We start from the raw sequence: 25,499 nt of genomic DNA, 5'->3' as shown, positions 1-25,499 counted from the left end.
TGATACACATCGTTTTTTAACCCAAAAGTCCAGGAAAATGAGCATTCGGTTCCATTTAAAGCTCAAATAAATATTACCCAGAGAGAATATAATCATGTCAAACGAATCAAAATGTCCCTTTTCAGGTCATAACTCAAAACCACAAGTAGCCCTCGGTGGTGGCACGACTAATTTACACTGGTGGCCAAATCAATTACGTGTTGACTTGCTTAACCAACATTCAGAACGCTCTAATCCACTTGGTAAAGATTTTAATTACCGCGAAGAATTTAAAAAAATTGACTACTACGCCCTTAAAGCTGATATCAAAAATGTATTAACCGACTCCCAAGACTGGTGGCCAGCCGATTGGGGAAATTACACAGGCTTATTTATTCGTTTAGCATGGCATGCTGCGGGTACCTATCGCATGGGTGATGGCCGTGGTGGTGCAGGTCGTGGTCAACAACGTTTTGCACCATTAAATAGTTGGCCTGACAATGCGAGCTTAGATAAAGCACGTCGTTTATTATGGCCAGTTAAACAGAAATATGGTCAAAAAATATCGTGGGCAGATTTATTTATTCTTGCTGGGAACATTGCACTTGAATCTTCTGGCTTCCGTACCTTTGGTTTTGGTGCAGGTCGTGAAGATGTTTGGGAACCAGATAACGATGTAAACTGGGGCGATGAAAAAGAATGGTTAGCTCACCGTAACTCTGAAGCTTTGGAAGGCAGTAATCTTGCTGCAACCGAAATGGGTCTAATTTATGTGAACCCTGAAGGTCCTGAAGCCAGTGGTGATCCAAGGTCGGCTGCTCCATTTATTCGTGCGACTTTCGGCAACATGGCAATGGATGATGAAGAAATTGTTGCTTTGATTGCAGGTGGGCACACCTTAGGTAAAACACATGGTGCAGCCCCTGCTGACCATGTTCAGGCTGATCCTGAAGGTGCTCCAATTGAACAAATGGGCTTTGGCTGGTCAAATAGCTTTGGTACAGGTGTTGGTAAAGATGCGATCACTTCAGGTTTAGAAGTGATTTGGTCACAGACTCCAACACAATGGAGCAATTACTTCTTTGAAAACCTATTCAAATACGAGTGGGTACAAGAACGCTCACCTGCTGGTGCAATTCAATGGGTAGCAGCAGATGCTGAAGCGATTATTCCTGATCCATTCGATCCGTCAGTTAAACGTAAGCCAACTATGCTGACTACAGATTTGACTTTACGTTTTGACCCTGAGTTTGAAAAGATCTCTCGTCGCTTCCATGATGACCCTCAAGCATTCGCGAATGCATTTGCTCGCGCATGGTTCAAGTTAACTCACCGTGATATGGGGCCAAAAGCACGTTATTTAGGCCCTGAAGTACCTGCTGAAGATTTAATTTGGCAAGACCCATTACCTGCTGCTAGCGCTATACCATCTGCTGCAAGTATTGCTGATGCAAAAGCAAAAATCGCTGCGTTAGGATTATCTGCTGGTGAGTTAGTTTCTCTTGGTTGGGCATCAGCATCAACATTCCGTGGTGGAGACAAACGCGGTGGTGCAAACGGTGCACGCATTGCTTTAGCGCCTCAACGTGGTTGGGAAGTCAATAAAAAAGCCGTTGAGACTTTAACTAAAATTGAAGAACTCAAAGCATCGACCCAATTGTCATTGGCTGACTTAATTGTGCTTGCAGGTAACGTGGGTGTAGAGCAAGCTGCTCAAGCGGCAGGCTTTAACATTAGCGTTCCATTTGCTCCTGGTCGTGTTGATGCATTACAAAGTCAAACTGATATCGAAACTTTCCAATTGCTGCTCGGCGCTGCTGATGGCTTTAGAAACTGGAAGAAAGAAGGTATCAACACACCAGCTGAAATCTTATTGATTGATAAAGCTCAGCAACTGACTTTGACTGCACCAGAGTTAACTGCATTAATTGGTGGTTTACGTGTATTGGGCACCAATTGGGATGGTTCACAACATGGTGTATTCACTCAGCAAGTGGGTGTACTCAGCACAGATTTCTTTACAAACTTACTCGACATGTCGAATGTATGGGCACCTGTTGATTCAACAAGTGAAGTATTTGAAGGCAAAGACCGTAAGACAGGTACAGTCAAATTTACTGCGACACGTAATGACTTAGTTTTTGGTTCAAACTCAATTTTACGTGCCTTGTCAGAAGTTTATGCTCAAGCCGATGGTAAAGAAAAATTTGTTCAAGACTTTGTTGCAGCATGGACAAAAGTCATGAATCTTGACCGTTTTGACTTAGCTTAATTTAAGTCAAAATCAAAAAAGCCAGTTCACATTGAACTGGCTTTTTTATATACAACATTGAGGTTTTAGACAGTCAATTTATGCCCTTCTCGAATGCAATAAAAAGGATTAGCAAGTTTTGAGGAAGCTTTAATAGCGTGAGCTAAAGCATGCTCTGGATCTTCACGATTTTCATCTGTTAACTGAAAGGTTCGATAGTGAATCGCAACAGAACGATGGGCTTGTAAATCTAAATGTGCATGGACCGCATCTTGAGGATTCATATGAACATAGCTCATCAATTTACGAGGTTCATAAGCTCCAATTGGAAGTAAAGCAACACGCGGCGCCCCATAACGTGCATGAATTTGTTTGAAATGTCCTGCATAACCAGTGTCACCAGCAAAAAAACAATGTCCTGTTTTTGCTAAAATCGAAAACCCGCCCCAAAGTGCTTTATTTTGGTCACGTAAACCACGCCCCGAACCATGCTGAGCAGGTGTATAAACAATTCTTAACTCCTGATAAGGAATTTCCTGCCACCAGTCCATTTCAATGACATGGAACTCTTTAGGCAAGTAAAACCCGTTACCTAGCCCTGTATAAATCGGCATTGCGAATTTTTTATGTAGCCATTCAAGCGTTGCTAAATCCATATGATCATAATGATTATGGCTCAGTAAAACTCCATGAATAGTTGGCAACTGTTCCAAGGCAAAACCTGCTGGACATACACGGCGTGGACCACGACCATGCAGTGGACTCGCATAATCACACCATACTGGGTCAGTAATAAAGTTATATGGTCCAATTTGAATAAGTACAGTCGCGTGACCTACAAACCAAACTTGCCAATCATCTAAGTCCGCATGAGGGCGATTTTGTGGCAACGCAATTGGTGTATTAATGCGCGCTTCGTATTCATGTTGAATATCTACATTCCATGTATAAGATTCACGGGTAACTAACCAGCGTAATAGCTCTTTCGATCCCCGTGCTGGTGACCTAGGCTGCTGATTATAAAAACGAGTATCTTTTTCGTGGCCCAATTCAGGATGGCAAAAAGGCGGCTTTATCCAAGTATGCGTCCAACAGGACTGAGTCGGCAATTGATACGTTAATGTCGGCTTGTCTTTCATGGGCTTATTCTATGGTTGTAGCATCGAGAGGATGAATCATACTGTCTTCTATCTTAGCGATTTAAATAAATTAAGCTATGAAACTTACATTTATTTATCATATAAATATCCCTTTTATTTTCATCGCCACCCACACACATCAATCTAAACTGCCACAAAAGAATGTCTAGATATGTTGAGTTTGCGATTCATTAATTACAGTGTTTATTAAAAGCTACTGTATAACATAACAATCCTATATAATAAGCCGCCTATAACGAAAGGAGGAATTGTTTTTATCTCAGTTAATCAATTTTTATAAAATTGCTGACTTTTTTGATATGCATAAAATCGAAAAATATAGCAACATACAAGCGATACATTTATTAACAAAATACTATTGATACACAACTATACAAAGATTTCCTTCTATCAAAGCTTCTACAAATAATAGTCTTTTTCATAATATGAGAAAATTACATATTATTTGTCAAGAGTAATTAAAATTTATGATTAGAATTTAAAATAAATTTGATTGTGAAGCTGGATTAATATATTTTATAAATTAATAATTAAAAAATTTTTCATATTAAATTAATAATGATTTATAAATTTTCATTTATTTTATAAATATCTAAAGCATCTTCACGCTATATACTTTTATGCTTTATACTTTACTTAAATCATAGTAAGACATTTTTTGGATTAGTCTTATGGAATTACGCCATCTTCGATATTTCATCACTGTTGCTGAAGAATTAAATTTTAGTAAGGCCGCTCTCAAACTCTATACCGCGCAACCCTCCCTTAGCCAACAAATTAAAGATTTAGAAGAAGATGTCGGAGTACGACTTTTAAATCGCACAAAACGTAAAGTCGAATTAACAGAAGAAGGTGAAGTATTTTTAGAACATGCTCGTTTAACACTAGCCCAAGCTGATAAGGCAGTCGCTTTGGCACGCCAAGTCTCGAAGGCTAAACAACAGCTATTACGCATTGGTTTCGTCCCCATTGCAGAAATGAAAATTTTCCCCTATGTACTGCCAAATCTACGCTTACAACACCCAGACCTTACGATTGAACTATCAAGCTTAAACAATACGGAGCAACTCAAAGCCTTAAAAAGAGGTGAACTCGATATCACCTTTACTCGTGACAATACTGAAACTGATGAAATTCAAAGCCAATTTGTTTTAACAGAACCTCTAATTTTTCTATTACCAAGAAATCATCCCCTCGCCAAATACGAACGTATCCCCGTAAAAGCGTTAAATGGTATTGATTTCATTATTCCTGCTGCTGAACAATCTAGCACGTTGCATAATACTATTTTAGAGTTTACTAAAACTTATAATATCGACCTCAATATTGTACAAAAGGCAGATAGTATTTTACTTAACATTAATTCTGCTGGATCAGGACTAGGATGCACGATTTTACCAGCCTATATTGCTCCGCTAGGCGTTGCTAACACCGTGGTTCGTCCTCTCGATGTTGAATTACCTTCTTTAGATTTATTTGTGAGTTATCGTAAAAATACACAATCTGTTGGTGTTAAAAGATTTATTGATCAGCTCAATAAAGTATTTCATCTTGATAAGAATCAAGATTAAACACCAAAGTTAAATCTACTTTTACTCTTAAATAATAAATTAGTTAGAAAATCTAAATTAAAGTATAAATTAAATGCATTTAATATTTATTTTATACTTTAATGAAGTAATTTAATTTTCGATAAATATATTATCTTTAATTTATAAAATATTATTAATAAGCATAAAGCATATATAAAACTTAATGTTAAATTAACCAAACAGTAAAAAAATATTTACTAGAGCATATGGAGTGTCGAGTAAATGGTAGCACTATTAAAGCATTTGGGTCGTAGCGTGCGAAATCGACCTCACTTCTTTATTGCTTTATTTGTGGGAGTTATTGCCGGAACTCTATTGACTTGGTTCACCTCATGGAAATGGTCTACTATTTTATTAGTCAGTTGGAATGGTTCCATTGGCTTATATTTATTGCAAGTTTTCAAACTAATGAAAAATGCAGATCACTCTCAAATGCAGCAGCAAGCTAAAAAACAAGATGAAAGCAAATGGGTCATTATGCTGATTGTTCTATTGGCTTTAACCATGTGCCTAGTTGCTATTTTAATACAGCTCTCACAGCTTCCTTCTGATCATGCTGCAAAGTTAGGTCATGTGGCTTTAGCTTTACTGACCATTGTTTCTGCATGGCTTTTTATGCATACCGTTTTTGCTCTACATTATGCCCATGATTTTTATATGGCTTTATCTAGAAATGAAGAAAATGGTGGTCTAGATTTCCCGGGAACAAAACAGCCAACTTATCCTGATTTTCTATATTTTAGTTATATTATTGGGACTTCTGCCCAAACTGCCGATGTTTCGATTACCACCAAACACATGCGTCTTTTAAACTTATTTCACGCGGTGTTGTCTTTTGGATTTAATACCACCATCTTAGCGATCTGTATTAACGTTGCTGCTGGCTTTCTTACCAACTAAAACTTGTATTTACAAAATAAAAAAGTCACCCAAATGGGTGACTCTGAACAGCAGAGGTTTACAACAATGAGCCCATCGTGCTTTGTTTTAAGCCTTCACGTTGTTTGATGGTTTCAACATAACGCGTAATAGCAGGATGAGATTCAATCGCGTTCATTTTCAACTGCCATAACAGCATTGCTCCCACGCTTACATCTGCGGCGGTAAACTGTTCGCCACACACATACGGATTAGCTTCACTAAGTCCTTGTACTAAAGCTTGGTAGGCATCGTTGTAATCACCATAACCCACAAACATTTTTTGCTCAGGAGATACATCAATTCCAAGAGCTCTATCAACACCCGCAGCTTCCCATGGGCCTGCCATCAAAAATAACCAGCGATAGTACAAACCACGTTTAGGATCATCTAATGCAGGAGCTAAACCTTTATCGAAAAATTTATCAGCAAGATAAGCACAGATTGCACCTAGCTCATAAATCACGACATCGCCATCTACCAATACCGGCACTTTTCCAAAAGGATTAATTTTTAGATATTCCGGTGTTTTCATTTCAGTCTTGTATTGGACTTCAATACGTTCACACTCAACACCTAATTCGACTAAAAGCCAGTCGACCACAACACCACGTGATTCTTTGTTAGTATAAAGTTTAAGGCTCATTTTTTATGGCTCCTTGTTTATCGTGATGATAGTCTACAAGGGTCTTTTGTCAGTTTTTGTCAGTAGTCGTTTGCGATTCTTGCGCCCACCATTGCTGGAACAGTTGTTGTTTAAATGATGGATATAACTCTTGGGTTAAACTTAAGTGTTGAATACGATCAAGTCTAAAATGTCGAAAGTCCTGTCTTAGTTCACACCATGCGGCCAACACAATTTTGTCATTAAAATATCCCAAAGCAAAAGGCCACAAGGTTCGAACACTACTTCGCTGTTGTTCATCATGATAATGCATCGAAATTTTGACTTGCTGCCGAATAGCTAACCGCACTTGTTCGACTCGATTTTCATCTACAGGCAGCCATGTGTTAAACGCTCTTAGGGTCGTTTGCTGTAATAAATATTGGCGATGCTCAGGCAAAACAGAATTTAATTTAGCTAAGATGGATGTAGATGATGATTGTAAAGACTGGTCAGGCACACTCTTTAACCAATACAGTGCCAAAAAAATAGCTTCAACTTCATCTTCATTGAGTGTCATTGGTGGCAATAGAATGTCTTCTTTAAGCTGAAACCCCAAACCTGCCGATGCATCGATTCTCACACCTTGTGCACGTAGACTATCAATATCACGGTAAATACTACGAACACTAATTCCCATACGTTCAGCCAAGACTTGGGCAGTAACTGGATAACGGAATTCGCGGAGTTGTTGTAAAAGATTTAATAAACGAATAGAACGGCTCATTTTTCTCGTCTTATTGTTATTGGACTTACAATAAGAGGGAATAAATTCCCCCTTCTTATATCATTCTAAATTACGCTACATCTGCATTAGATAACTTTGCGTACTCTCTTAAAAAGTTATGTAGCTCAGGTACATCTTTAGCAATCGTTAAAGGCTGGAACTGTTGTAGAACTTCGATTGAATGCACACCATAGCCTACACCAATACGTGGCATCCCTAAACGCTGCGCCATCTCAAGATCATAGCTACTATCACCAATCATGACTGCACGCTCAACACTCACCCCAGTGACTGTTAATATTTCTTGCAACATGAGTGGATCTGGTTTTGATCGAGTTTCATTGGCTGCGCGAGTCACATCAAACAAATGAGTACTTTGTGTTTTTGCAATCACACGGTCTAATCCACGACGGTTTTTACCTGTCGCTACGGCAAGCTTTAAACCTTGGGCTTTTAAGTCATGAAGTAGTTCAGAAACACCCTCAAACCATGCATCACTAGTCGAGTTCGCAATATAGTGATCACCATATGCTTTTAAAATCGATTCATGTAGCTCGGGCGCTTCCGGAAACAAAGTTTGCATCACTTCCGGTAAACCTAAACCAATAATGCTTTTTGCAGCTTCATCAGTCAAAGTTAACTCATGCTGCTCTGCCGCATGCTGTAAACTTGCAACAATCTGACCAACAGAATTATATAAAGTACCATCCCAGTCAAAAATCACTAATTCGGTTTTCAGACTCATTTTGCTACTCTCAAAACATCTAATAACTGGGCCATGTCTTCTGGTAAAGGCGCTTCAATCGTCGGATAACCCGGAATATCTAAACGCATCGCATGTAAACACAAACGGCGTGCTTCAGGGCCTGCATAAGCTGTGTTATGCCCGTATTTATCATCACCAATCAAAGGGTGGCCAATACTTAAGCCATGTACACGAATTTGATGTGTGCGACCTGATAAAGGTGAAGCATGAACCAACGTGGCATTTTTAAAGCGCTCTGCAACCACCCATTCAGTTTTACTTGGTTTACCTTCTTTAGATACACGTACACGACGCTCGCCATTGGCTAACTCATAGCGGAATAAAGGAGCATCAATGAGTTGCTTATCAAGACTTACCTGACCTTTTACAATAGCTGCATAGGTCTTACGAATTTTGTGTTCACGCAGCATATCTTGTAGCAACTTTAAAGTGCTACGTTTTTTACTGATCATGACCAGACCAGAAGTATCACGGTCAATACGGTGAATGAGTTCTAAATATTTTTTGCCTGTCGCCGCACGTAGTGCCTCAATCAAACCATAAGCCACACCACTGCCGCCATGTACAGCAATACCAGATGGTTTATTTACAACTAATAGACCTTCATCTTCGTAAACCACACGGCTTAACAAACTTTGTGCCACACCATCACTTACAGGAACAGCTGTTTCATCTTTTTGTTCATAGCGAATAGGCGCAACACGAATTTGATCTCCAATTGCGAGTTTGGTCTCGGCTTTAATACGTTTTTTATTGACGCGAACCTGACCTTCACGAATCAAACGATAAATTCGACTCTTTGGCACACCCTTTAAACGTGAAAACAGGAAATTATCGATTCGTTGTCCTGCTTGATGCTCATCCACCTCAAACCAAGTGACACTTTGCCATTGCTGTGTAGAATTCATACTAATATTTAAACCTGAAATTTTACGAAATTTGATTAATAAATGACCGATTAGCTTAGTTTTTTCACAAGAAATCTAAGCTTAGCCCATAGGCAGATGCTGCAAGGTTTGATATAGTCAGCGCACGGATACCGCCGTAAGTGAACATCTAATGGGAATTTTCCCTGATTGAAACCTCAATCAAAATGATGCTTTCATCACCAGCTCGGATTGGTCCTAAAGAATTATGCCGACGCCGATGGCTTATTATATCGGCAAAATGACAAACTGTTGCGTTTAATTCAGTTTGTTCAAAAAAATATGTTACCAACTCTAGTTGGTTATGGAACGTAAACTGATACACATCAGACAAATCGATCCTTAATGTTGCCTTCAGGCTAAAGCGTTGATGCATTGGAACTGCCGAAAGCACCGATACGATGAGCATTCCGTATCAAACTTCCAATAAAGAAGTCACTTCGCGGCCAATGACAGTGAAAGTCATTAACCAATGCACCGCTCACCCGCCAGTGAAGCAAAAAGGAATTCCGATTTAAAGGTTGAAGCAGTATTGCCTACATCACAGACGAGAATCGAAGCTAAGGCTAAATGTAGCCGGTAACAGATGACTCAGACCACAAGTATTTTGAGATCTGGGAAATGATCCGTCATGTTCGATGTTCGTTCAGAACCTTTAAGTTTGTTTGGTTTGTTTGTGTGAGTCACTATTAGGTGTCACACCCATGAAACGTATGTTGATTAATGCAACTCACGCCGAAGAAGTTCGCGTTGCACTTATCACTGGTAATCGTCTTTACGATTTTGATTTAGAGAATCGTACCCGAGAACAGAAAAAATCCAATATCTATAAAGGCCATGTCACCCGCGTAGAACCTTCATTAGAAGCTGTTTTTGTTGAATACGGCGCAGGCCGTCAAGGCTTCTTGTCTATGCGTGAAATTGCGAATAGCTATTTCCAGGCAGATCCTCGTCAGACTTCAAACATTCGTGAACTTATTACTGAAGGCACAGAGCTTTTAGTTCAGGTTGAAAAAGAAGAACGTGGCAATAAAGGTGCAGCGCTTTCTACTTTTATTTCTCTAGCAGGTCGCTATTTAGTTCTTATGCCAAATAACCCTAAAGGTGGCGGTATCAGCCGTCAAATTTCGGGTTCAGTACGCGAAGAGTTAAAAGAAATTTTAGCCTCTTTAAATGTACCTCGCGGCATGAGCGTGATTGTACGTACTGCTGGTATTGGCCGTACTCAAGAAGAATTACAGCTTGACTTACAGCACTTACTTGACCTTTGGGCACAAATTCAAAGTACAGCAAGCTCTGGCCCTTCTCCAATGCTTGTTCACCAAGAAGCTGGTGTTGTAACACGCGCAATTCGTGATTACTTACGTGATGACGTTGCTGAAATTTTAATTGATAGCGAACAAGCTTATAACGAAGCTTATAACTTTGTTAAAGCAGTTATGCCTCGTCAATTAGACAAATTAAAAACTTATACTTTAAATGAGCCATTGTTTGCTCATTTTGGTATTGAAAGCCAAATTCAAACTGCTTACGAGCGTGAAGTAAAACTTCCATCTGGCGGTTCAATCGTGATTGACCAGACTGAAGCTTTAGTTTCAATCGATATTAACTCTGCGAAATCAACTCGCGGGCATGATGTTGAAGAAACTGCGCTAAACACCAACCTTGAAGCAGCAGAAGAAATTGCTCGTCAACTTCGTCTTCGTGACATTGGCGGTTTAGTTGTAATCGACTTCATCGATATGACTAAAGAACGCAACCAACGTATGGTTGAAGCAAAACTTCGTGAAGCAACCCAAAGCGATCGTGCTCGTATTCAGTTCGGTCAGTTGTCTCGTTTTGGCTTAATGGAAATGAGCCGTCAACGCTTACGTCCATCGCTTGAAGAAGCAACAGGTTATGTATGCCCTCGCTGTCATGGTACAGGCATGGTTCGTGACCTACGTTCGCTTTCTCTTTCAATCATGCGTAAAGTTGAAGAGATTGCTCTTCGTGAACGTCATGGTGAAGTTCAGGTTGAAGTTCCAGTTGAAATTGCAGCCTTCTTGCTTAATGAAAAACGCCATAGTCTGGTGTATTTAGAGCAAACTTCTGGTGTACGTGTGACTGTATTACCTCACCCGCACTTAGAAACTCCGCATTACGAAATTGCGTATAACCCAGACGGTTTTGCTCCATCTAGTTATGAACGTACTGAAGCAACTCGCTCAAGCGAAAAAGAGCTGGGTTATGAGTCTTCTGAATGGCATTTAGAAGAAGCAGATCACGGGCATGCACATGCAACAGCTCAAACTTCAAATAATGCTCCAGCTCAGAAAAAAGCAAACCAAGCAAGTCAACCTGTAGCACAGCAAGCTGTAGCTCAAAAAGCGGCAAGTCCTTGTGCATGGTTAGAAAACTTATTTGTTCAAAAACAAGCGCAAACTGTTGATCAATCTCGTTCAGCACAAAATGCCGCAGCTGCGATTGAGCAAATGGTAAATACTGGTGCTGTTAGCCGTGGTCAGTTTGGTCAAGTGGCTGTACCTTCTGTTGCAGAAGTTGCACCAGTTCAGTCAAATAATGCTTATATTTCACAGTCACCTGTGAAACAAGAAGTTCGTGAACATGTTGAAAAAGATGATAGATCTCAACAACAACGTCAGAACAACAAAAAGCGTAAACATAAAGAGCAACGTGAACAGCATCACCAAGCTCATGAACAACAACATCAAGTTCATGAAGAAGTGGTTCAGTTGTCACGCCAAGAGCAACGTGAATTAAAACGTCAGCAAAAGCGTCAACAACACCAAGATCAGCAACATCAAAATAATGATGTACAACAACAAACTGAGAATGTTGTTCCACGCCGTGATCGTAATAATCAACAACGTCCAAACCGTCCAAATCGCCATCGCGATCCAAGCGTATTAAATGAAAATCAAAATACGCCAGCGGCACCAGTAGTTGTTGATGAAAAACAAGTTAAAGTGGATGTAATTGACGCACCTAAACATGATGTCATGAACACAGCTTTAATCATCAACGTTGACCAAGGTCAAAGCGAAATTGTTGCGCTAACGCCTGAACAAAAGGTTGAACATGTTGAAGCGGCTCCTGTTGAAGTTGCTCAAGAGCCAACTCCTGCACCAGTTGTAGAAGAGAAAGCTGTTGTTGCAGAAACAAAAGAAGCGCAACCAACTAAAGAAGCTACTCAGCCTCAAATCCAACGTGCTAGCAACGATCCTCGTATGCGTCGTCGTCAGCAACGTGAAGCTAAACAAGCTAAACAAGCTACTCCAACTGTTACGCCATCGCAAATTCCAACTTTGGCACAATACACAATTGGTAGCTTAATTCGTCACGTATATGGCGAAGACTGCACTGTGTTAATTGAACAATTTGGTTTAGTACCAACATTTAATCGTGCATTGCAGAAGTTTACGGAACAGTACGCAAGTACTTTGGTGGTTGAAGTAACTTCAGAAACAGAAGAGAAAAAACCGGTAACTCGTGATGCAGAACTTCCAAGCCATAAACCAGCTGAAGAAGCAGAACCAGCACCAGTGCTTCCGCTTACTCCATCGCAAGCGCCGACTCCACGTGTTGCAAATGATCCACGTGAACGTCGCCGTTTGGCAAAATTGGCTGCTGAGCAAGCATTTGAGCAAGTGAAACAACAACACTCTACTCAAGAGGAAGTAGCTACCCCTGCTCCTGTAGTAGAAGAAACTGTTGTTGCTCCTGTTGCTGAAACACAAGCACCTGTTGAGTCAAAACAACAACCGCTTGAGCTTGATCAAGTAACTGAGGTGGCATCTAGCGTAGAAGAAGCGCCAGTTGAAGCTGTAGTAGAAGCTCCAATTGCGAAACAGCCAAAAGCAGCGGCAAAAGCTAAAGCAGCTCAAGAACAAGCTGCTGAGTCAACTGAAGCTCCGACAGAGAGTGAATCAGAAGATTCTAAAGCTGATAAGGACAAACCAAGTCGTCCTCGTCGCCCTCGTGGCCGTCCACCAAAAAAAGCTAATCCTGTAGCTGAGTAAGCCATTTGCTCAATTGCAGCTAATTTAAACAAACCTAGTCATTTCGATGACTAGGTTTTTTTTGTTATTTTTAACCAATTAGGTTGATTGCACTAGAAGAAAAGTTTTAAAAGCATGGTGAACCATGAAAACTATTGGACTTTTTGCCCACACAACCTTTTTTGGATTGATCGAAAAATAAATAGGATTGATATGAGCCAGACAACACAGACCGATATCATTACTCTTGGTGATGTTGCCACAAGACTTCCTAGCTTCATTCCCAAAGTACCCCATATCCTAAATGGTCTTAAACAGGCTTATTTAAGAACATCACATACTCCAACAGGTTTGGGTATTGCTTTTGAAAAAGCTGTTAAACGGAATCCGAAAGGCACGGCATTATTATTTGAAGATCAAAGTTATTCTTATGAAGCTTTAAATGAATGGGCAAACCAGATTTCTCATTACTATCTTTCTATTGGAGCGCGTAAAGGGGACGTCATTGCTGTAATGATTGAAAACCGCTCCGAGCTAATCGCAACAATTGTTGGTTTAGCTAAAATTGGGGTGACCATTGCACTTGTGAATACATCTCAAGTCGGTAAAGTTCTCGCTCATAGCATCAATCTCGTAAAGCCAATTGCTGTTATTGCGGGTGAAGAAGTTCGAGCAGCTATTGATGAAATTCGCCAAGACTTAAATGTTCCTAAAGACCGTTTTCATTGGTTTGCAGATCAAGCAACACGTCAAAATGCAGGTAAAGCACCTCAAGGTTATGCGAATCTAGCTGAACAAATTGATCAATTTCCAAAATTTAACCCATCGACTACTCGTTCTGTGACGGGTAATGATGGCCTGTTCTATATCTACACCTCTGGTACAACAGGTTTGCCAAAGGCTGTTATTTTCAAGCACAGTCGCTGGACATTAGCGTATGGCACTTATGGTCATATCTTAAACTTAGGCCCAGATGACGTTATGTACGTTACCTTGCCGCTTTATCATGCAACAGGTGTGGTGGTTTGCTGGTGTGGTGTAATCGCAGGCAGCTCTACTCTTGCTATTCGACGTAAATATTCGACTAGCGCATTCTGGAAAGACGTTCAAAAATTTAATGCGTCTGCAATTGGTTATGTTGGCGAACTTTGCCGTTACCTAATGGATGCTCCAGTTACCGAACTTGACCGTAACCACCGCGTCACCAAAATGATCGGTAACGGCATGCGTCCAAACATCTGGGACAAGTTCAAACAACGCTTCGGCGTTAAAGAAGTTCTTGAACTTTATGCATCGAGCGAAGGTAACGTTGGATTTAGCAATATTTTCAACTTCGACAACACAGTTGGCTTCTCTCCTACACCATATGCCATTGTTCAGTTCGATAAAGAGAAAAATGAGCCTATTCGCGATAAAAACGGCTGGTGTCAAAAAGTTAAAGCAGGTGAGGTTGGCCTGCTAGTTGGAAAAATTACTAGCCGCTCTCCATTTGACGGTTATACAGACCCTGAAAAGAACAAATCTGTAATTTGGAAAGATGTTTTCAAAAAAGGTGACTCTTATTTCAACACAGGTGATTTAGTTCGAGATATTGGTTTCCGTCATGCTCAGTTTGTGGACCGTCTAGGCGACACTTTCCGCTGGAAAGGTGAAAACGTATCGACCACTGAAGTGGAAAACATGGTATGCGAGTACGAAAAAATTGCTGAAGCTGTCGTTTATGGTGTAGAAATTCCAAATACCAATGGTCGTGCTGGTATGGCAGCCATCACGCTGGCAGATGGTGAAGAGTTAAATGACGCAGATTTAACCGAAATGGTGTCTGTCTTTAAGAAGTGTTTGCCTGCTTATGCTGTACCGGTGTTTTTACGTGTACAAAAAAAGGTCGAAACAACAGGTACTTTTAAATATCAGAAGAATAAACTGAAAGAAGATGCGTTTAATCCGAGCAAAACTTCTGAACGTTTACTCGCTTTATTGCCTGGTGCAAACAGTTATTGTGACATCACAACTGAAATTTTTGACAACATTCAGGCATATAAATACCGTTTTTAGTTCATTTTTTAGCTAAACAAGAGGAAATCGTGCTTTTTATAGGCAATCATGCAAATGTTTTTAAATTTCCTCTTGTGTTAGTTGAATAACTTGCTAAAATACGCGACATCAAAACGATACGGGTCGTTAGCTCAGTTGGTAGAGCAGCGGACTTTTAATCCGTTGGTCCCGCGTTCGAGTCGCGGACGACCCACCACTTATCTGTTTTGAACCTATTTGGGTCGTTAGCTCAGTTGGTAGAGCAGCGGACTTTTAATCCGTTGGTCCCGCGTTCGAGTCGCGGACGACCCACCAAATTCTAAAAAGCCTCTCACAATTTGAGAGGCTTTTTTTATTGTTATCTTATTTTCTTTTTATGACTAAAAGATGACGATGCATTTGCGATTTAAAATCTCTCCCACCCAACTCATAAAAACTTCTAATCGTTTTGGAATATAGCTTCTGTTGGGATATAAAATGTTAAGTGGAAGTGATGCTGCACTATAAGCACTCAACACTTCAACTAAAATACCTTGCTCTATTTTATCTTGAACATCGTAGTAAGGAACTTGAATAATCCCCAAACCTGCACAAGCCGCAGCACTATAAGCTTCGGTATTATTTACACTTAAAGCACTATCCATCATGACGGTTCCACCCGAATATACAAATACGCCCTGCTTTTCGCCTACAGCTCCCGCGTAGTTAATCAGTTTGTGCTGTGATAGATCTTCTAATTGTTCAGGCGTACCGTACTGTTCTAAGTAATGGGGGCTTGCACAGTTCACCATGACCAAATGACCAATCAATCTTGCAATTAAACTGCTGCTATCTAGCTCACCTACCCGAACAACACAGTCAATCCCCTTTTCAATTAAGTCAGTCATGTCATCAGAACTATTGAGCTGCAAATGAATATCTGGATAACGATGATAAAAATCTGACAACTCAGGAATAATCACTTGATGCACAATCCGACTGGGCATTGAAATTTTTAATGTGCCGCGATAATGCTGTTTTTGCGTCTGGATCAATTGTTCTAATTGTTCATAGTCAAACAACAAGTTTTGACACTCTGGCAATATTCGCTGTCCATCTTGCGTCAAGCTTACTTTACGAGTGGTGCGGTGAAATAAGCGTACGCCATAGTGAGTTTCAAGTTGTTGAATGGCGCTGGTTACCGTTGAGCGAGGTAGATCGAGTCGATGCGCCACTTCACTAAAGCTTTGCCGTTTAGCGACTTCTGTAAAAATAAAAAATTGCTGCAACCGATCCATTTTAATTGTTCGTATTTTCTGAATAGTTAAACCAAACTAGCATAATTGATCAAAAATTACCGCCAATCTAGACTAAAAACACATTAGAACAAGTCATCATAGGAACAACCATCATGTCAACTCATACGCTTAAAGATAAAGTTGTATTGATTACAGGCGGCGCAAAAAACTTAGGTGGACTCATTAGCCGTAAATTTGCAGAACAAGGCGCAAAAATCGCAATTCACTATAATAGTTCAGAAACTCAAGCGGATGCCGAACAAACACTCGCAGATGTAAAAGCATTCGGTGTAGATGCTGTTTTAATTCAGGCAGACCTAACTCATATCGATAACATCGAAAAACTTTTCATAGATACCAAACAGCATTTTGGTGGAATTGATATTGCCATTAATACAGTTGGAAAGGTTTTAAAGAAATCATTTTTAGCAACCACAGAACAAGAGTTTGATAGCATGAGCGATATCAACTCAAAAATTGCCTATTTCTTTATTCAATCGGCAGGTCGTCATTTAAATGACGGCGGAAAAATCTGTTCAATCGTGACTTCTCTTCTGGCAGCCTACACGGGTCTCTATTCAACCTACGAAGGTTTAAAAGCACCTGTTGAGCATTACACCCGCGCTGCATCGAAAGAATTTGGAGATCGCCAAATTTCTGTGACTGCTGTTGCACCTGGCCCCATGGATACACCTTTCTTTTATGGTCAGGAGTCTGCCGAAGCAGTCGCTTACCATAAATCGGCTTCAGCTCTAGGTGGACTTACTAAAATTGAAGATATTGAACCTCTAGTTCGCTTTTTGGTGACCGATGGTTGGTGGATTACCGGTCAAACCATTTTCGCAAATGGCGGTTATACTACCCGCTAAAATTAAAAAAGCCGCATCTCATTGTGCGGCTTTTTAGTTTGCTTCTTTACAAGAACTCTTCTAGTACCGAGTTTAAGAAAATATGCCCTTGCTCAGTACATGCTAAACGAGCACTATCCTCTACCAATAACTTTCTCGAACGTAGTGAAGTAAGTACCTCTTTTAGCCCCTCTAAACTTAAACCTGTACGCTGTTCATATAACTCAGCGTTTACCCCATCATTTAAGCGTAAGGCATTCATCATAAACTCAAAAGGTAGCTCTTCTGCCTCAATCTTTTTCATTTGCAAATGTTCAGCAGGAACCTTAGCTAAGTAATCTTTCGGTAAACGAGTTTTTTGGAAACGGTACACACCATCTGGTTGTGTCACTTTTCCATGTGCCCCTGCACCAATCGCAAGATAATCACCAAACTCCCAGTAATTTAAATTATGGGCTGAAGGTTGTTCTTTACGCCAAGCCGACACTTCATAGTTTACAAAGCCATTTGCTTTTAAATATGCTTCGCCTTGCTCTTGAATATCTTCTAATACCTCATCTTGAGGTAAAACAGGCTGCGTTCGAAAAAATACGGTATTTGGCTCAATGGTAAGTTGATACCAACTGATATGTGTCGCACCATGCTCTACAGCCATCTTTAAGTCATAAAGTGCTTGCTCTAACGTTTGCTCAGGCAGACCATGCATTAAATCGACATTAACTCGCTTAAAACCTGCTTGTCTTGCCTGCTCTATTGCATCCATAGCATTGTTTGCTGAATGAATACGTCCAAGCTTTTGCAAGTGATCGGTATTAAAAGTCTGTACACCAATCGACAAACGGTTAATACCCGCTTCTAAATAGCCTGCAAACGGGTCATGTTCCAGTGTTCCCGGATTAGCTTCTAAGGTAATTTCACAGTCATCTTCAAAGTTAAGCCGTGACTTAAGCTGTTCAAATAGCCATGCATAACCTTTGGCAGAAATGAGTGAAGGCGTTCCACCCCCAATAAATACACTGTGAATTGAACGCCCTTGGGCCATCTCAACTTGAGTTTCAAAGTCGGCTACCAATGCTTTTAGATAAGTTTGCTCAAGTTCTGCCGAAAGCGCCCCATCAGGCACGGCATGCGAGTTAAAGTCGCAATAAGGACATTTACGCACGCACCAAGGCATGTGGATATATAAAGATAACGGAACAGAAGCAGGATTTAATACAGCCAAGGAACAAGGTCCAATTTACACAATATTTCTATTTTAACATGACTGCATCAATGGACTTATGAAAACATACCTTAATTGCTTTAGACTGTTCTTAAACATACTTAAATATTGATAAAAATGATGAAATTCTCTAGTCAACTTTTCCTGATCTTACCCTTAGCTATGGGAATCGGTGTTGCCATGGCTTTTCAAACTGCAATTAATGCTCAGCTTCGTGAGCAATTACACTCACCTTTGCAAGCGGCATTATTATCATTTTTCATAGGTACTATTGTTTTAGCAGCTATGGTGTTCTTCCAAAGTGCCGAGAAACCTACTTTAAGTGAAATATCAAATATTCCGTGGCTTCTTTGGACCGGAGGATTCCTTGGGGTTTATGCAATTAGCATGAGCATTTATACTGCACCTAAGCTTGGTTTTTTAACCTTTACAGGGCTAGTCGTTTTTGGGCAATTGGTTATTTCTATGTTGCTTGACCATTTTGGATGGTTAGGTACAGACAAAACTCCTGTTACATGGCAACGGTTCCTAGGTGGAGTGGTTATCTTTGTTGGTGTGTTACTCACCCTACAGCGCTAGTTTCATTTTTATATTTATAAAGAGTATCTTTTGTGTCGAATGTCACGTCGTTTCGGACTGAATTAAAACAACTCTTCCATTTAATGCTACCTATTTTAATTACGCAGTTTGCTCAAGCAGGGTTCGGATTAATTGACACCATTATGGCAGGGCATTTATCTGCAGCAGACTTAGCTGCTATTGCAGTAGGTGTAGGTCTATGGATTCCTGTTATGCTCCTTTTTAGCGGGATCATGATTGCCACTACACCGCTAGTTGCAGAGGCAAAAGGCGCTAGAAATACAGAACAAATTCCTGTCATTGTTCGTCAGTCATTATGGGTTGCGATTATTTTAGGTGTAATGGCTATGCTCATTTTGCAGCTTATGCCTTTTTTCTTACATGTGTTTGGTGTTCCAGAAAGCTTACGACCTAAAGCAAGCTTATTCTTGCATGCCATTGGTTTAGGTATGCCAGCCGTAACCATGTATGCAGCGCTACGTGGCTATTCAGAAGCTTTAGGCCACCCACGCCCTGTCACCGCGATTAGCTTATTGGCCTTAGTAGTTTTAATCCCTCTAAACATGATCTTTATGCATGGCTTAGGGCCAATTCCTGCTTTAGGTAGCGCAGGCTGTGGCTTTGCAACATCCATTTTACAATGGCTCATGCTGATTACTTTAGCTGGCTATATTTATAAAGCTTCAGCTTATAGAAATACATCTATTTTTAGCAGATTTGATAAAATTAACCTGACTTGGGTTAAAAGAATCTTACAGCTTGGTCTGCCAATTGGTTTAGCGGTGTTCTTTGAAGTAAGTATTTTTAGTACAGGGGCATTGGTGCTTAGTCCACTGGGTGAAGTATTTATTGCCGCGCATCAAGTGGCAATTTCTGTTACTTCGGTGCTGTTTATGATTCCGCTTTCACTTGCGATTGCCTTAACCATTCGCGTGGGAACGTATTATGGCGAAAAGAACTGGGCTTCCATGTACCAAGTGCAAAAAATTGGTTTGAGCACAGCAGTATTTTTTGCTCTATTGACCATGTCATTTATTGCTCTAGGCCGTGAACAAATTGTCTCGGTTTATACTCAAGATATAAATGTTGTGCCTGTTGCGATGTATTTACTCTGGTTTGCAATGGGTTATCAGTTAATGGATGCTCTACAGGTCAGTGCTGCTGGCTGTTTAAGAGGTATGCAAGACACTCAAGCACCGATGTGGATTACGCTTATGGCGTATTGGGTAATTGCTTTTCCAATCGGACTTTACTTGGCACGTTATACCCATTGGGGCGTAGCTGGCGTATGGCTAGGTTTAATTATTGGATTAAGCATTGCCTGTGTTTTACTGCTCTCGCGGCTTTATTTAAACACCAAACGATTAAGTCAAACCTAATAAAAAAGCCGATGAAACATCGGCTTTTCTTATTTTATGCAGACTTTGCCCGCGGGCTTGCTCCAATTTGCCAAACAAATGGTAAATCCGTACGGTTTACTTCCCAATCTCCAATCACTTTTTCTTTATAAATAAGCGGATTATGTGAAGATACAGTCCGCGCATTACGCCAGAAACGGTCAAGTTGTTTCGCTTGGCTACTTGCCGATGCCCCTAAAGCATTAAATAACTGACTTGTTAGATCGAGCACTAGGTTGGAAATTACCACCTGCCCTTGTGCCGACTCAAGCTCGGCATCTACATTAAACTGATGCTCTTTCACTTCAGACTCGGCAAAATGACTTTCATAAGCCTTTTGTAATGCTTCGGCCGTTTTCAAGGTGATTGCTTCACTTGCATAAGCTTGAGCCGATGCCTTACCCACCACTTGTAAAACTTGCGGATCATGACGAACCAAGTCACCATTACCATGACTAAAAATACGTTTACGTTCACGAATTTCCTGACTAAACGTCTCGACTGCGGCACGCGCAATACCCGTTAATGTTGCGAGATGCACCACCTGATAAAAAGCGGTTTGATACTTAAAACGTTGATCAAATGGAATGAGGTTTGAAGCTGGCAAATGGACCTGATGTACTTTTAAAGTACCACTGCCTGTTGTCTTTTGACCAAAACCATCCCAATCATCCAGCACACTTACACCTGTTTCATGACGATAAATAGCAGCAATCACATGACGGTCGTTCACTTCATCGTAGGCAAATAAATCAATCCAGTCTGCAAAAATACTTCCGGTTGAATAGTACTTTTCACCATTTACCACCAAGTTACCCGAAGCGTCTTTAGTGACACGTGTAACGACATCACCAATCTGTACATTTCCAACTTCTGTCCATGCATTTCCGACTAAATCGCCTTGTACAAAGCGCTGAAACCAAACCTCCTGTGAATGCTCTTTATGAGCAACCAAACGGTCTTCAACAAATGCAAAATGCCCTCGTAATGCTTGTACAATATTGGAGTCAGCTTCTGCTAACTCTGCTAAAAGCTGGAACAATTGAGGTAATGAAACCCCATCTCCACCATATTTACGGGGTACTCGTACAGCACCCAACTTGGCTTCTTTTAGCCACTGAATCGGCTCAAAAGGCAAGATTCGTTCTTTTTCCCGTTGAATTGCCCCTTGTGCAATTTTTTCAAAAACTGGACGAAATCTGTTTGCTACCTTCTCATAATCGGCGCCTACCGATAGCTCTTCTAATTCAATTTGAGCTGTTGTCATCTTTATTCTCCTAATCTTATTTTTTTCTTCACTTTAGCTCCATGCATGACGCGGTGGATGGATGCCATTGAGGTAATAATTACCGACAATGTGATATTTCCAACGCACAGGGTCATGCAAGGTATGGGTACGGGCATTGCGCCAGTGACGGTCAAGGTTGAGTTCAGATAAAGTAGAACGTGTGCCCGACAACTCAAAAAGTTTATTGGCTGCCAAAATAGCAATTTCTGTAGTGAGTACTTTTGCCTCGGCAACCAATAATGTGGCTTGGTTTACATGTTCTTCGGTGGTTTCAGCAATGGCCTGATCAATTGCATCTCCAGCCAAGTCCAGTACCGCTTCTGCTGCACGTAGTTTGATTTTTAAGTCACCAATATTTGCAATGGTGTAAGGATCATCACTGGCTTTTTCCAGACCTGAATCAACCCATGCACGGCTATGATTTTTAACGTATTGAATCGTTTCTTCAATTGCACCACGCGCAATACCAGCATCAACCGCAGCCTGAATAAACTGAGAAATAGCGCCTGCTGGTGTTGGACGTTCAAATGCTTGGTAAATCGGAACTAAATATTCTTCACGTACTGGAACCTGATTTAGTTCTACTGTGCCACTCGCTGTAGTACGTTGTCCAAAACCAGACCAGTCATTAATAATATTGACCCCAGATGTTTCCCGTGGAACAAGCGCGGCATAAGGTTGCCCCTGTTCATTTACAGCAACAATTGGAATCCAATGTGCGAGCAAAGCACCCGTTGCAAAGAATTTTTTGCCGTTAATTTCATAACCATGTTCGGTCTTTCCAAGTTTAGTTGTGAGGTCCGCGACTGTCTTACTATGTTTTTCGGAAAATGCGTTGCCAAAACGAATTCCTCTTAACACCAAGTTAAAAAAGAATTGTTGCTGTTCAGGTTTCGCATCTAGTCTTAAATGCTCAATAAAAGCCAAATGGTTTTGTGGCAACTGAGCAAGAGATGGATCAACACTCGCAATTGTTTTGATCACTTCCGCTAAAGTTCGATACTTGACTTGCGCGCCACCAAACTGCTTCGGCACAGTAATAGCCCAAAGACCGCTTTGTGAGAACTGTTGAATTTCATTTAAGGGTAAACGGCGTTCTCTGTCCCGCTCAGATGCTTCTTGAGCAAACTCTTGAGCAAGTTGCTTGGCAACCTCAATTGCCTCTTCATCAGAGCGAATAATATGCGCGTCTTTTGACTGCTCAAACACAGATAAAGGAACCGCTTGAGAGCGACCATAAGATGAATTTAGACTGGTCATAACTTTTATTGTCTCTATTTCTTATTTAACATGCCATTCACCTTAGCACTAAAAAAACAGTGACTTTATAGATATTAAAGCTTTGTTTATGAAATGAATTTTAAAAAGCTTTTCACATTTTTTACTTTAAAAATAACATATTGTTTTTCGAAAATATTCTTACACGCGCTAAACAATTTCATATAGGCTTTTTAAGTTTTGTCACCTATGATCAAAACTAGACAATATTATGTTGTAGTCAACGAGGTATCGAAGATATGGCAAAGAGTGCAAGTTCACCTGGCAAACGATTTATGAAACTTGCAGGAATGACCGCGAGCATTGCAACAAAAACCGTTTCTAATTCGATTCGAAACCTGACTGCGGATGAAGAACAGAAACTAGCTGCAAAAACTAAATTGTTTCAAGATATTGGTCTACAGATTGCAGACACCTTAGGCGAAATGAAAGGTGCTGTCATGAAAGTTGGGCAAATTGCATCGCAATATAAAGATATCTTCCCGCCAGAAGTTGCTAAAGCGATATCAAAACTACAACGCCAAGCTCCAGCCATGCCTTTTGCAGCGATTCAGCAACAAGTTGAACGTGAGCTTGGGAAGCCACTCAATGCCGCCTTTAAATCTTTTGATGAACAGCCTTTTGCCGCTGCATCAATTGGACAAGTCCACAAAGCAGTTTTGCCAAATGGCCAACAAGTTGTGGTTAAGGTTCAATATCCTGGTGTTGATGAAGCCTGTGAAAGTGACTTAAAACAAGTGCGTTTAGCCCTCCGTTTAATGGGTGTACTTAAAATTGATAAAAAACTGCAAGATCAACTTTTTGCAGAGATTCAAGATAGTCTGTCAGCAGAGCTTAACTATGAAATTGAGGCTCAAAATCTTGAGGTCTTTAAAACTTTTCATAGCAAGTTAGATGACAAAATTATTATCCCGACTGTTTATAAAGATTACTCTTCAAGACGAATTTTGACTTTAAGTCTTGAACAAGGTGACAGTATTGAAACTGCGAGTTCTTGGCCTATCGAAATTCGAAACACTATTGGGCGTCGTTTAATCCGCGCTTTGGGTCAGGAAATGTTCTTTTTAAAGCGTTTTCACTGTGACCCTCACCCAGGTAACTTTGCCTTCCGCCAAGATGGTAGTGTCATTATTTATGACTATGGCAGTGTTAAAACGCTTTCCAATGAAATTGTCTATAGTTTCAAACGATTGGTGAATGCAGCTCGTCATGAAGATATTGATCTTATTGAAACTGAGTTACTTGCCCTGCACTCTTTAACCGAGAAAGGTAAATTCCCGAGCGATCTTTATAAACTCTGGATTGAAGTGTTATTGCGTCCACTTACTACAAGCTATGACTTTGCAGAGAACTCATCACATCATGATGGCATGTTACTTGTGAAGAAGTCTTTAAAATATTGGGATGTCTTTAAACCATCACCAGACACTTTGATGGTCAACAGGACTATTTCAGGACATTACTGGAATCTCATTCACTTAAAAGTATATGACAACCTGAATGATTTATTTGAAGAGCTTGTCCCACCTTCTAACTAATTTAAATTACTGATTAATGTAGCCTTTTCAGGGTTACATTGACTTATTAAATGTTATGTTATAACATTTCTTTAATCAAAAATAATTTAGGACAATCTCTCATGCGTAAAGATATTCATCCTGCTTATCAACAAGTGTTATTTCATGACACCAATGCAGACGTCTACTTCTTAATAGGTAGTACTCTTCAGTCTAAACAAACCAAGGAATATCAAGGACAAGTCTATCCTTATGTGACTCTTGATATTTCGAGTGCTTCGCATCCTTTCTATACAGGTGAAGTTCGTCAAGCGAGTAATGAAGGCCGCGTGGCAAGCTTTAATAAACGCTTCGGTCGCTTCAGTCGTAAGAGTTAATCTTGCGTTAAGATTTGACCAATACACTAAAATCATTGGAAGCCTAAGACTATCTCCTCCACTTAGGCTTCTTTTTTTTATGTGGATTTTTTCTATACTTTTTTCAGTTGTGTATAAACTAAAACTTATCCACAATTTGTCTAAAAATGCTTCTGATTATTTTCAACAACCCATCATTTTTTATAGCTTCCAAGCTTTCAAAGCGTGTATTCGATGCTATGCTTAAGCCCCCATTTGATAGGAAGTTTAAGATTATGGCACAAGAGTTACTTGCCCAATTACAAGCAGGCACAGCAAAATTTTCAGACGTTTTAGCTCATATTGAAGCGCGTTACCAACATACTCCAACAGCTTTTCAAAATGGTGCACAGCATAACGCTGCGACTGAAAATCAAGGCAGTGCAAAAGTTTTCTCTTTTGCCAAGTTACAAGGTTTAGACCAAGCACAAACTTTAAGTTTATTTGCAGAGCACTATGCATCTGTATTGGCTACCCCAGAAGGAACTGATCATCAAAATATTCGTCAGTTTATGCAAAATGGTTGGGATGGTGTGAAGTTTGAAGGTCAGGCTTTAACTGAAAAGTAATTAAGTATTTGTGAATACACGACGGAGTCTTACCGTTTATTCTCAAATGAAAGTAGCTAATTCTGTTACTTTGGTTTTGCCCAAAGTAACCAAAGGCATTTGTCATCAACA

Annotated in this window: 20 protein-coding genes and 2 tRNA genes; 13 read left to right on the top strand and 9 right to left on the bottom strand. The window is 40.2% G+C overall.

Annotated features, from left to right (window positions below):
• Positions 1 to 94: 94 nt before the first annotated feature.
• Positions 95 to 2,251 (top strand): catalase/peroxidase HPI, encoded by a 2,157-nt coding sequence (gene katG, locus MSG95_RS04515; RefSeq protein ID WP_077164960.1) that lies wholly within the window; start codon positions 95 to 97, stop codon positions 2,249 to 2,251.
• A gap of 65 nt (positions 2,252 to 2,316) precedes the next feature.
• On the opposite strand, the gene MSG95_RS04510 is transcribed toward katG, so the two are convergent.
• Positions 2,317 to 3,369 (bottom strand): MBL fold metallo-hydrolase, encoded by a 1,053-nt coding sequence (locus MSG95_RS04510; protein WP_324644964.1) that lies wholly within the window; start codon positions 3,367 to 3,369, stop codon positions 2,317 to 2,319.
• A 692-nt stretch (positions 3,370 to 4,061) separates the two neighbouring features.
• On the opposite strand from MSG95_RS04510, the gene hcaR reads away from it, so the two are divergent.
• Positions 4,062 to 4,961, top strand: a complete 900-nt coding sequence (gene hcaR, locus MSG95_RS04505) for a DNA-binding transcriptional regulator HcaR (RefSeq protein WP_019458017.1) — start codon at positions 4,062 to 4,064, stop codon at positions 4,959 to 4,961.
• A 243-nt stretch (positions 4,962 to 5,204) separates the two neighbouring features.
• Positions 5,205 to 5,882 carry a DUF1345 domain-containing protein gene (locus MSG95_RS04500; RefSeq protein WP_077164963.1) on the top strand — a complete coding sequence of 226 codons (678 nt, stop codon included), beginning with the start codon at positions 5,205 to 5,207 and terminating at the stop codon, positions 5,880 to 5,882.
• Positions 5,883 to 5,940: 58 nt separating this feature from the next.
• Here MSG95_RS04500 and MSG95_RS04495 read toward each other — a convergent pair whose 3' ends face one another.
• From MSG95_RS04495 to MSG95_RS04480, 4 genes are all read right to left on the bottom strand, one after another.
• Positions 5,941 to 6,546 carry a glutathione S-transferase family protein gene (locus tag MSG95_RS04495; RefSeq protein ID WP_077164964.1) on the bottom strand — a complete coding sequence of 202 codons (606 nt, stop codon included), beginning with the start codon at positions 6,544 to 6,546 and terminating at the stop codon, positions 5,941 to 5,943.
• Between the two features lie 49 nt (positions 6,547 to 6,595).
• Complete coding sequence (locus MSG95_RS04490) at positions 6,596 to 7,291, bottom strand: helix-turn-helix transcriptional regulator (RefSeq protein WP_077164965.1); 696 nt, start codon at positions 7,289 to 7,291, stop codon at positions 6,596 to 6,598.
• A 70-nt stretch (positions 7,292 to 7,361) separates the two neighbouring features.
• Complete coding sequence (locus tag MSG95_RS04485) at positions 7,362 to 8,036, bottom strand: HAD-IA family hydrolase (RefSeq protein WP_039251825.1); 675 nt, start codon at positions 8,034 to 8,036, stop codon at positions 7,362 to 7,364.
• Positions 8,033 to 8,965, bottom strand: coding sequence for an RluA family pseudouridine synthase (locus tag MSG95_RS04480; protein WP_077164966.1), 933 nt, complete (start codon positions 8,963 to 8,965; stop codon positions 8,033 to 8,035). The genes MSG95_RS04485 and MSG95_RS04480 overlap by 4 nt, the downstream gene beginning before the upstream one ends.
• 722 nt (positions 8,966 to 9,687) lie before the next feature.
• Here MSG95_RS04480 and MSG95_RS04475 point away from each other — a divergent pair.
• The 4 genes from MSG95_RS04475 (at position 9,688) to MSG95_RS04460 (ending at position 15,333) form a co-directional block, all read left to right on the top strand.
• Positions 9,688 to 13,005: an Rne/Rng family ribonuclease gene (locus MSG95_RS04475; RefSeq protein ID WP_077164967.1), complete on the top strand. Its 3,318-nt coding sequence runs from the start codon at positions 9,688 to 9,690 to the stop codon at positions 13,003 to 13,005.
• A 192-nt stretch (positions 13,006 to 13,197) separates the two neighbouring features.
• Positions 13,198 to 15,039, top strand: a complete 1,842-nt coding sequence (locus MSG95_RS04470) for a long-chain-acyl-CoA synthetase (protein WP_019458010.1) — start codon at positions 13,198 to 13,200, stop codon at positions 15,037 to 15,039.
• A gap of 120 nt (positions 15,040 to 15,159) precedes the next feature.
• Positions 15,160 to 15,235, top strand: a tRNA-Lys gene (locus MSG95_RS04465).
• A 22-nt stretch (positions 15,236 to 15,257) separates the two neighbouring features.
• A tRNA-Lys gene (locus MSG95_RS04460) sits at positions 15,258 to 15,333 on the top strand.
• Between the two features lie 65 nt (positions 15,334 to 15,398).
• On the opposite strand, the gene MSG95_RS04455 is transcribed toward MSG95_RS04460, so the two are convergent.
• Entirely contained in the window at positions 15,399 to 16,295 is an 897-nt protein-coding gene (locus MSG95_RS04455) for a LysR family transcriptional regulator (protein WP_077164968.1), read from the bottom strand.
• A gap of 113 nt (positions 16,296 to 16,408) precedes the next feature.
• Between MSG95_RS04455 and MSG95_RS04450 the strand changes: the two genes are divergently transcribed.
• Entirely contained in the window at positions 16,409 to 17,164 is a 756-nt protein-coding gene (locus MSG95_RS04450) for an SDR family oxidoreductase (RefSeq protein WP_077164969.1), read from the top strand.
• Positions 17,165 to 17,210: 46 nt separating this feature from the next.
• Here the strand turns inward: MSG95_RS04450 and hemW are convergent, their stop codons facing one another.
• On the bottom strand, positions 17,211 to 18,365 hold the full coding sequence (gene hemW, locus MSG95_RS04445) for a radical SAM family heme chaperone HemW (RefSeq protein WP_077164970.1): 1,155 nt from the start codon (positions 18,363 to 18,365) through the stop codon (positions 17,211 to 17,213).
• 117 nt (positions 18,366 to 18,482) lie between these two features.
• Here hemW and MSG95_RS04440 point away from each other — a divergent pair, with 117 nt between their 5' ends.
• Positions 18,483 to 18,944, top strand: coding sequence for a DMT family transporter (locus tag MSG95_RS04440; protein ID WP_213033545.1), 462 nt, complete (start codon positions 18,483 to 18,485; stop codon positions 18,942 to 18,944).
• A gap of 32 nt (positions 18,945 to 18,976) precedes the next feature.
• The gene (gene abeM / locus MSG95_RS04435) at positions 18,977 to 20,323 is read left to right on the top strand and encodes a multidrug efflux MATE transporter AbeM (protein ID WP_174735301.1); all 1,347 of its coding nucleotides are present in this window, start codon (positions 18,977 to 18,979) and stop codon (positions 20,321 to 20,323) included.
• Between the two features lie 34 nt (positions 20,324 to 20,357).
• Here the strand turns inward: abeM and MSG95_RS04430 are convergent, their stop codons facing one another.
• Together MSG95_RS04430 and MSG95_RS04425 are read right to left on the bottom strand one after the other, a co-directional pair.
• Complete coding sequence (locus tag MSG95_RS04430; RefSeq protein ID WP_077164972.1) at positions 20,358 to 21,608, bottom strand: acyl-CoA dehydrogenase family protein; 1,251 nt, start codon at positions 21,606 to 21,608, stop codon at positions 20,358 to 20,360.
• Positions 21,609 to 21,641: 33 nt separating this feature from the next.
• Positions 21,642 to 22,889: an SfnB family sulfur acquisition oxidoreductase gene (locus MSG95_RS04425; RefSeq protein ID WP_077164973.1), complete on the bottom strand. Its 1,248-nt coding sequence runs from the start codon at positions 22,887 to 22,889 to the stop codon at positions 21,642 to 21,644.
• Between the two features lie 257 nt (positions 22,890 to 23,146).
• Here MSG95_RS04425 and MSG95_RS04420 point away from each other — a divergent pair, with 257 nt between their 5' ends.
• The 3 genes from MSG95_RS04420 to MSG95_RS04410 all read left to right on the top strand — a co-directional run bounded on the left by MSG95_RS04420 (position 23,147) and on the right by MSG95_RS04410 (position 25,388).
• A complete protein-coding gene (locus MSG95_RS04420) occupies positions 23,147 to 24,445 on the top strand; it encodes an ABC1 kinase family protein (RefSeq protein WP_077164974.1) in 1,299 nt (432 codons plus the stop codon).
• A 101-nt stretch (positions 24,446 to 24,546) separates the two neighbouring features.
• Positions 24,547 to 24,801, top strand: coding sequence for a type B 50S ribosomal protein L31 (locus MSG95_RS04415; RefSeq protein WP_019456916.1), 255 nt, complete (start codon positions 24,547 to 24,549; stop codon positions 24,799 to 24,801).
• A gap of 254 nt (positions 24,802 to 25,055) precedes the next feature.
• A complete protein-coding gene (locus MSG95_RS04410; protein WP_002114866.1) occupies positions 25,056 to 25,388 on the top strand; it encodes a HopJ type III effector protein in 333 nt (110 codons plus the stop codon).
• Positions 25,389 to 25,499 lie beyond the last annotated feature (111 nt).

Origin of the sequence: Acinetobacter sp. IK23 (genome assembly GCF_035615275.1) — a bacterium.
GTDB lineage: Bacteria > Pseudomonadota > Gammaproteobacteria > Pseudomonadales > Moraxellaceae > Acinetobacter > Acinetobacter seifertii.
This window is presented reverse-complemented; position numbering and strand designations above follow the sequence as displayed.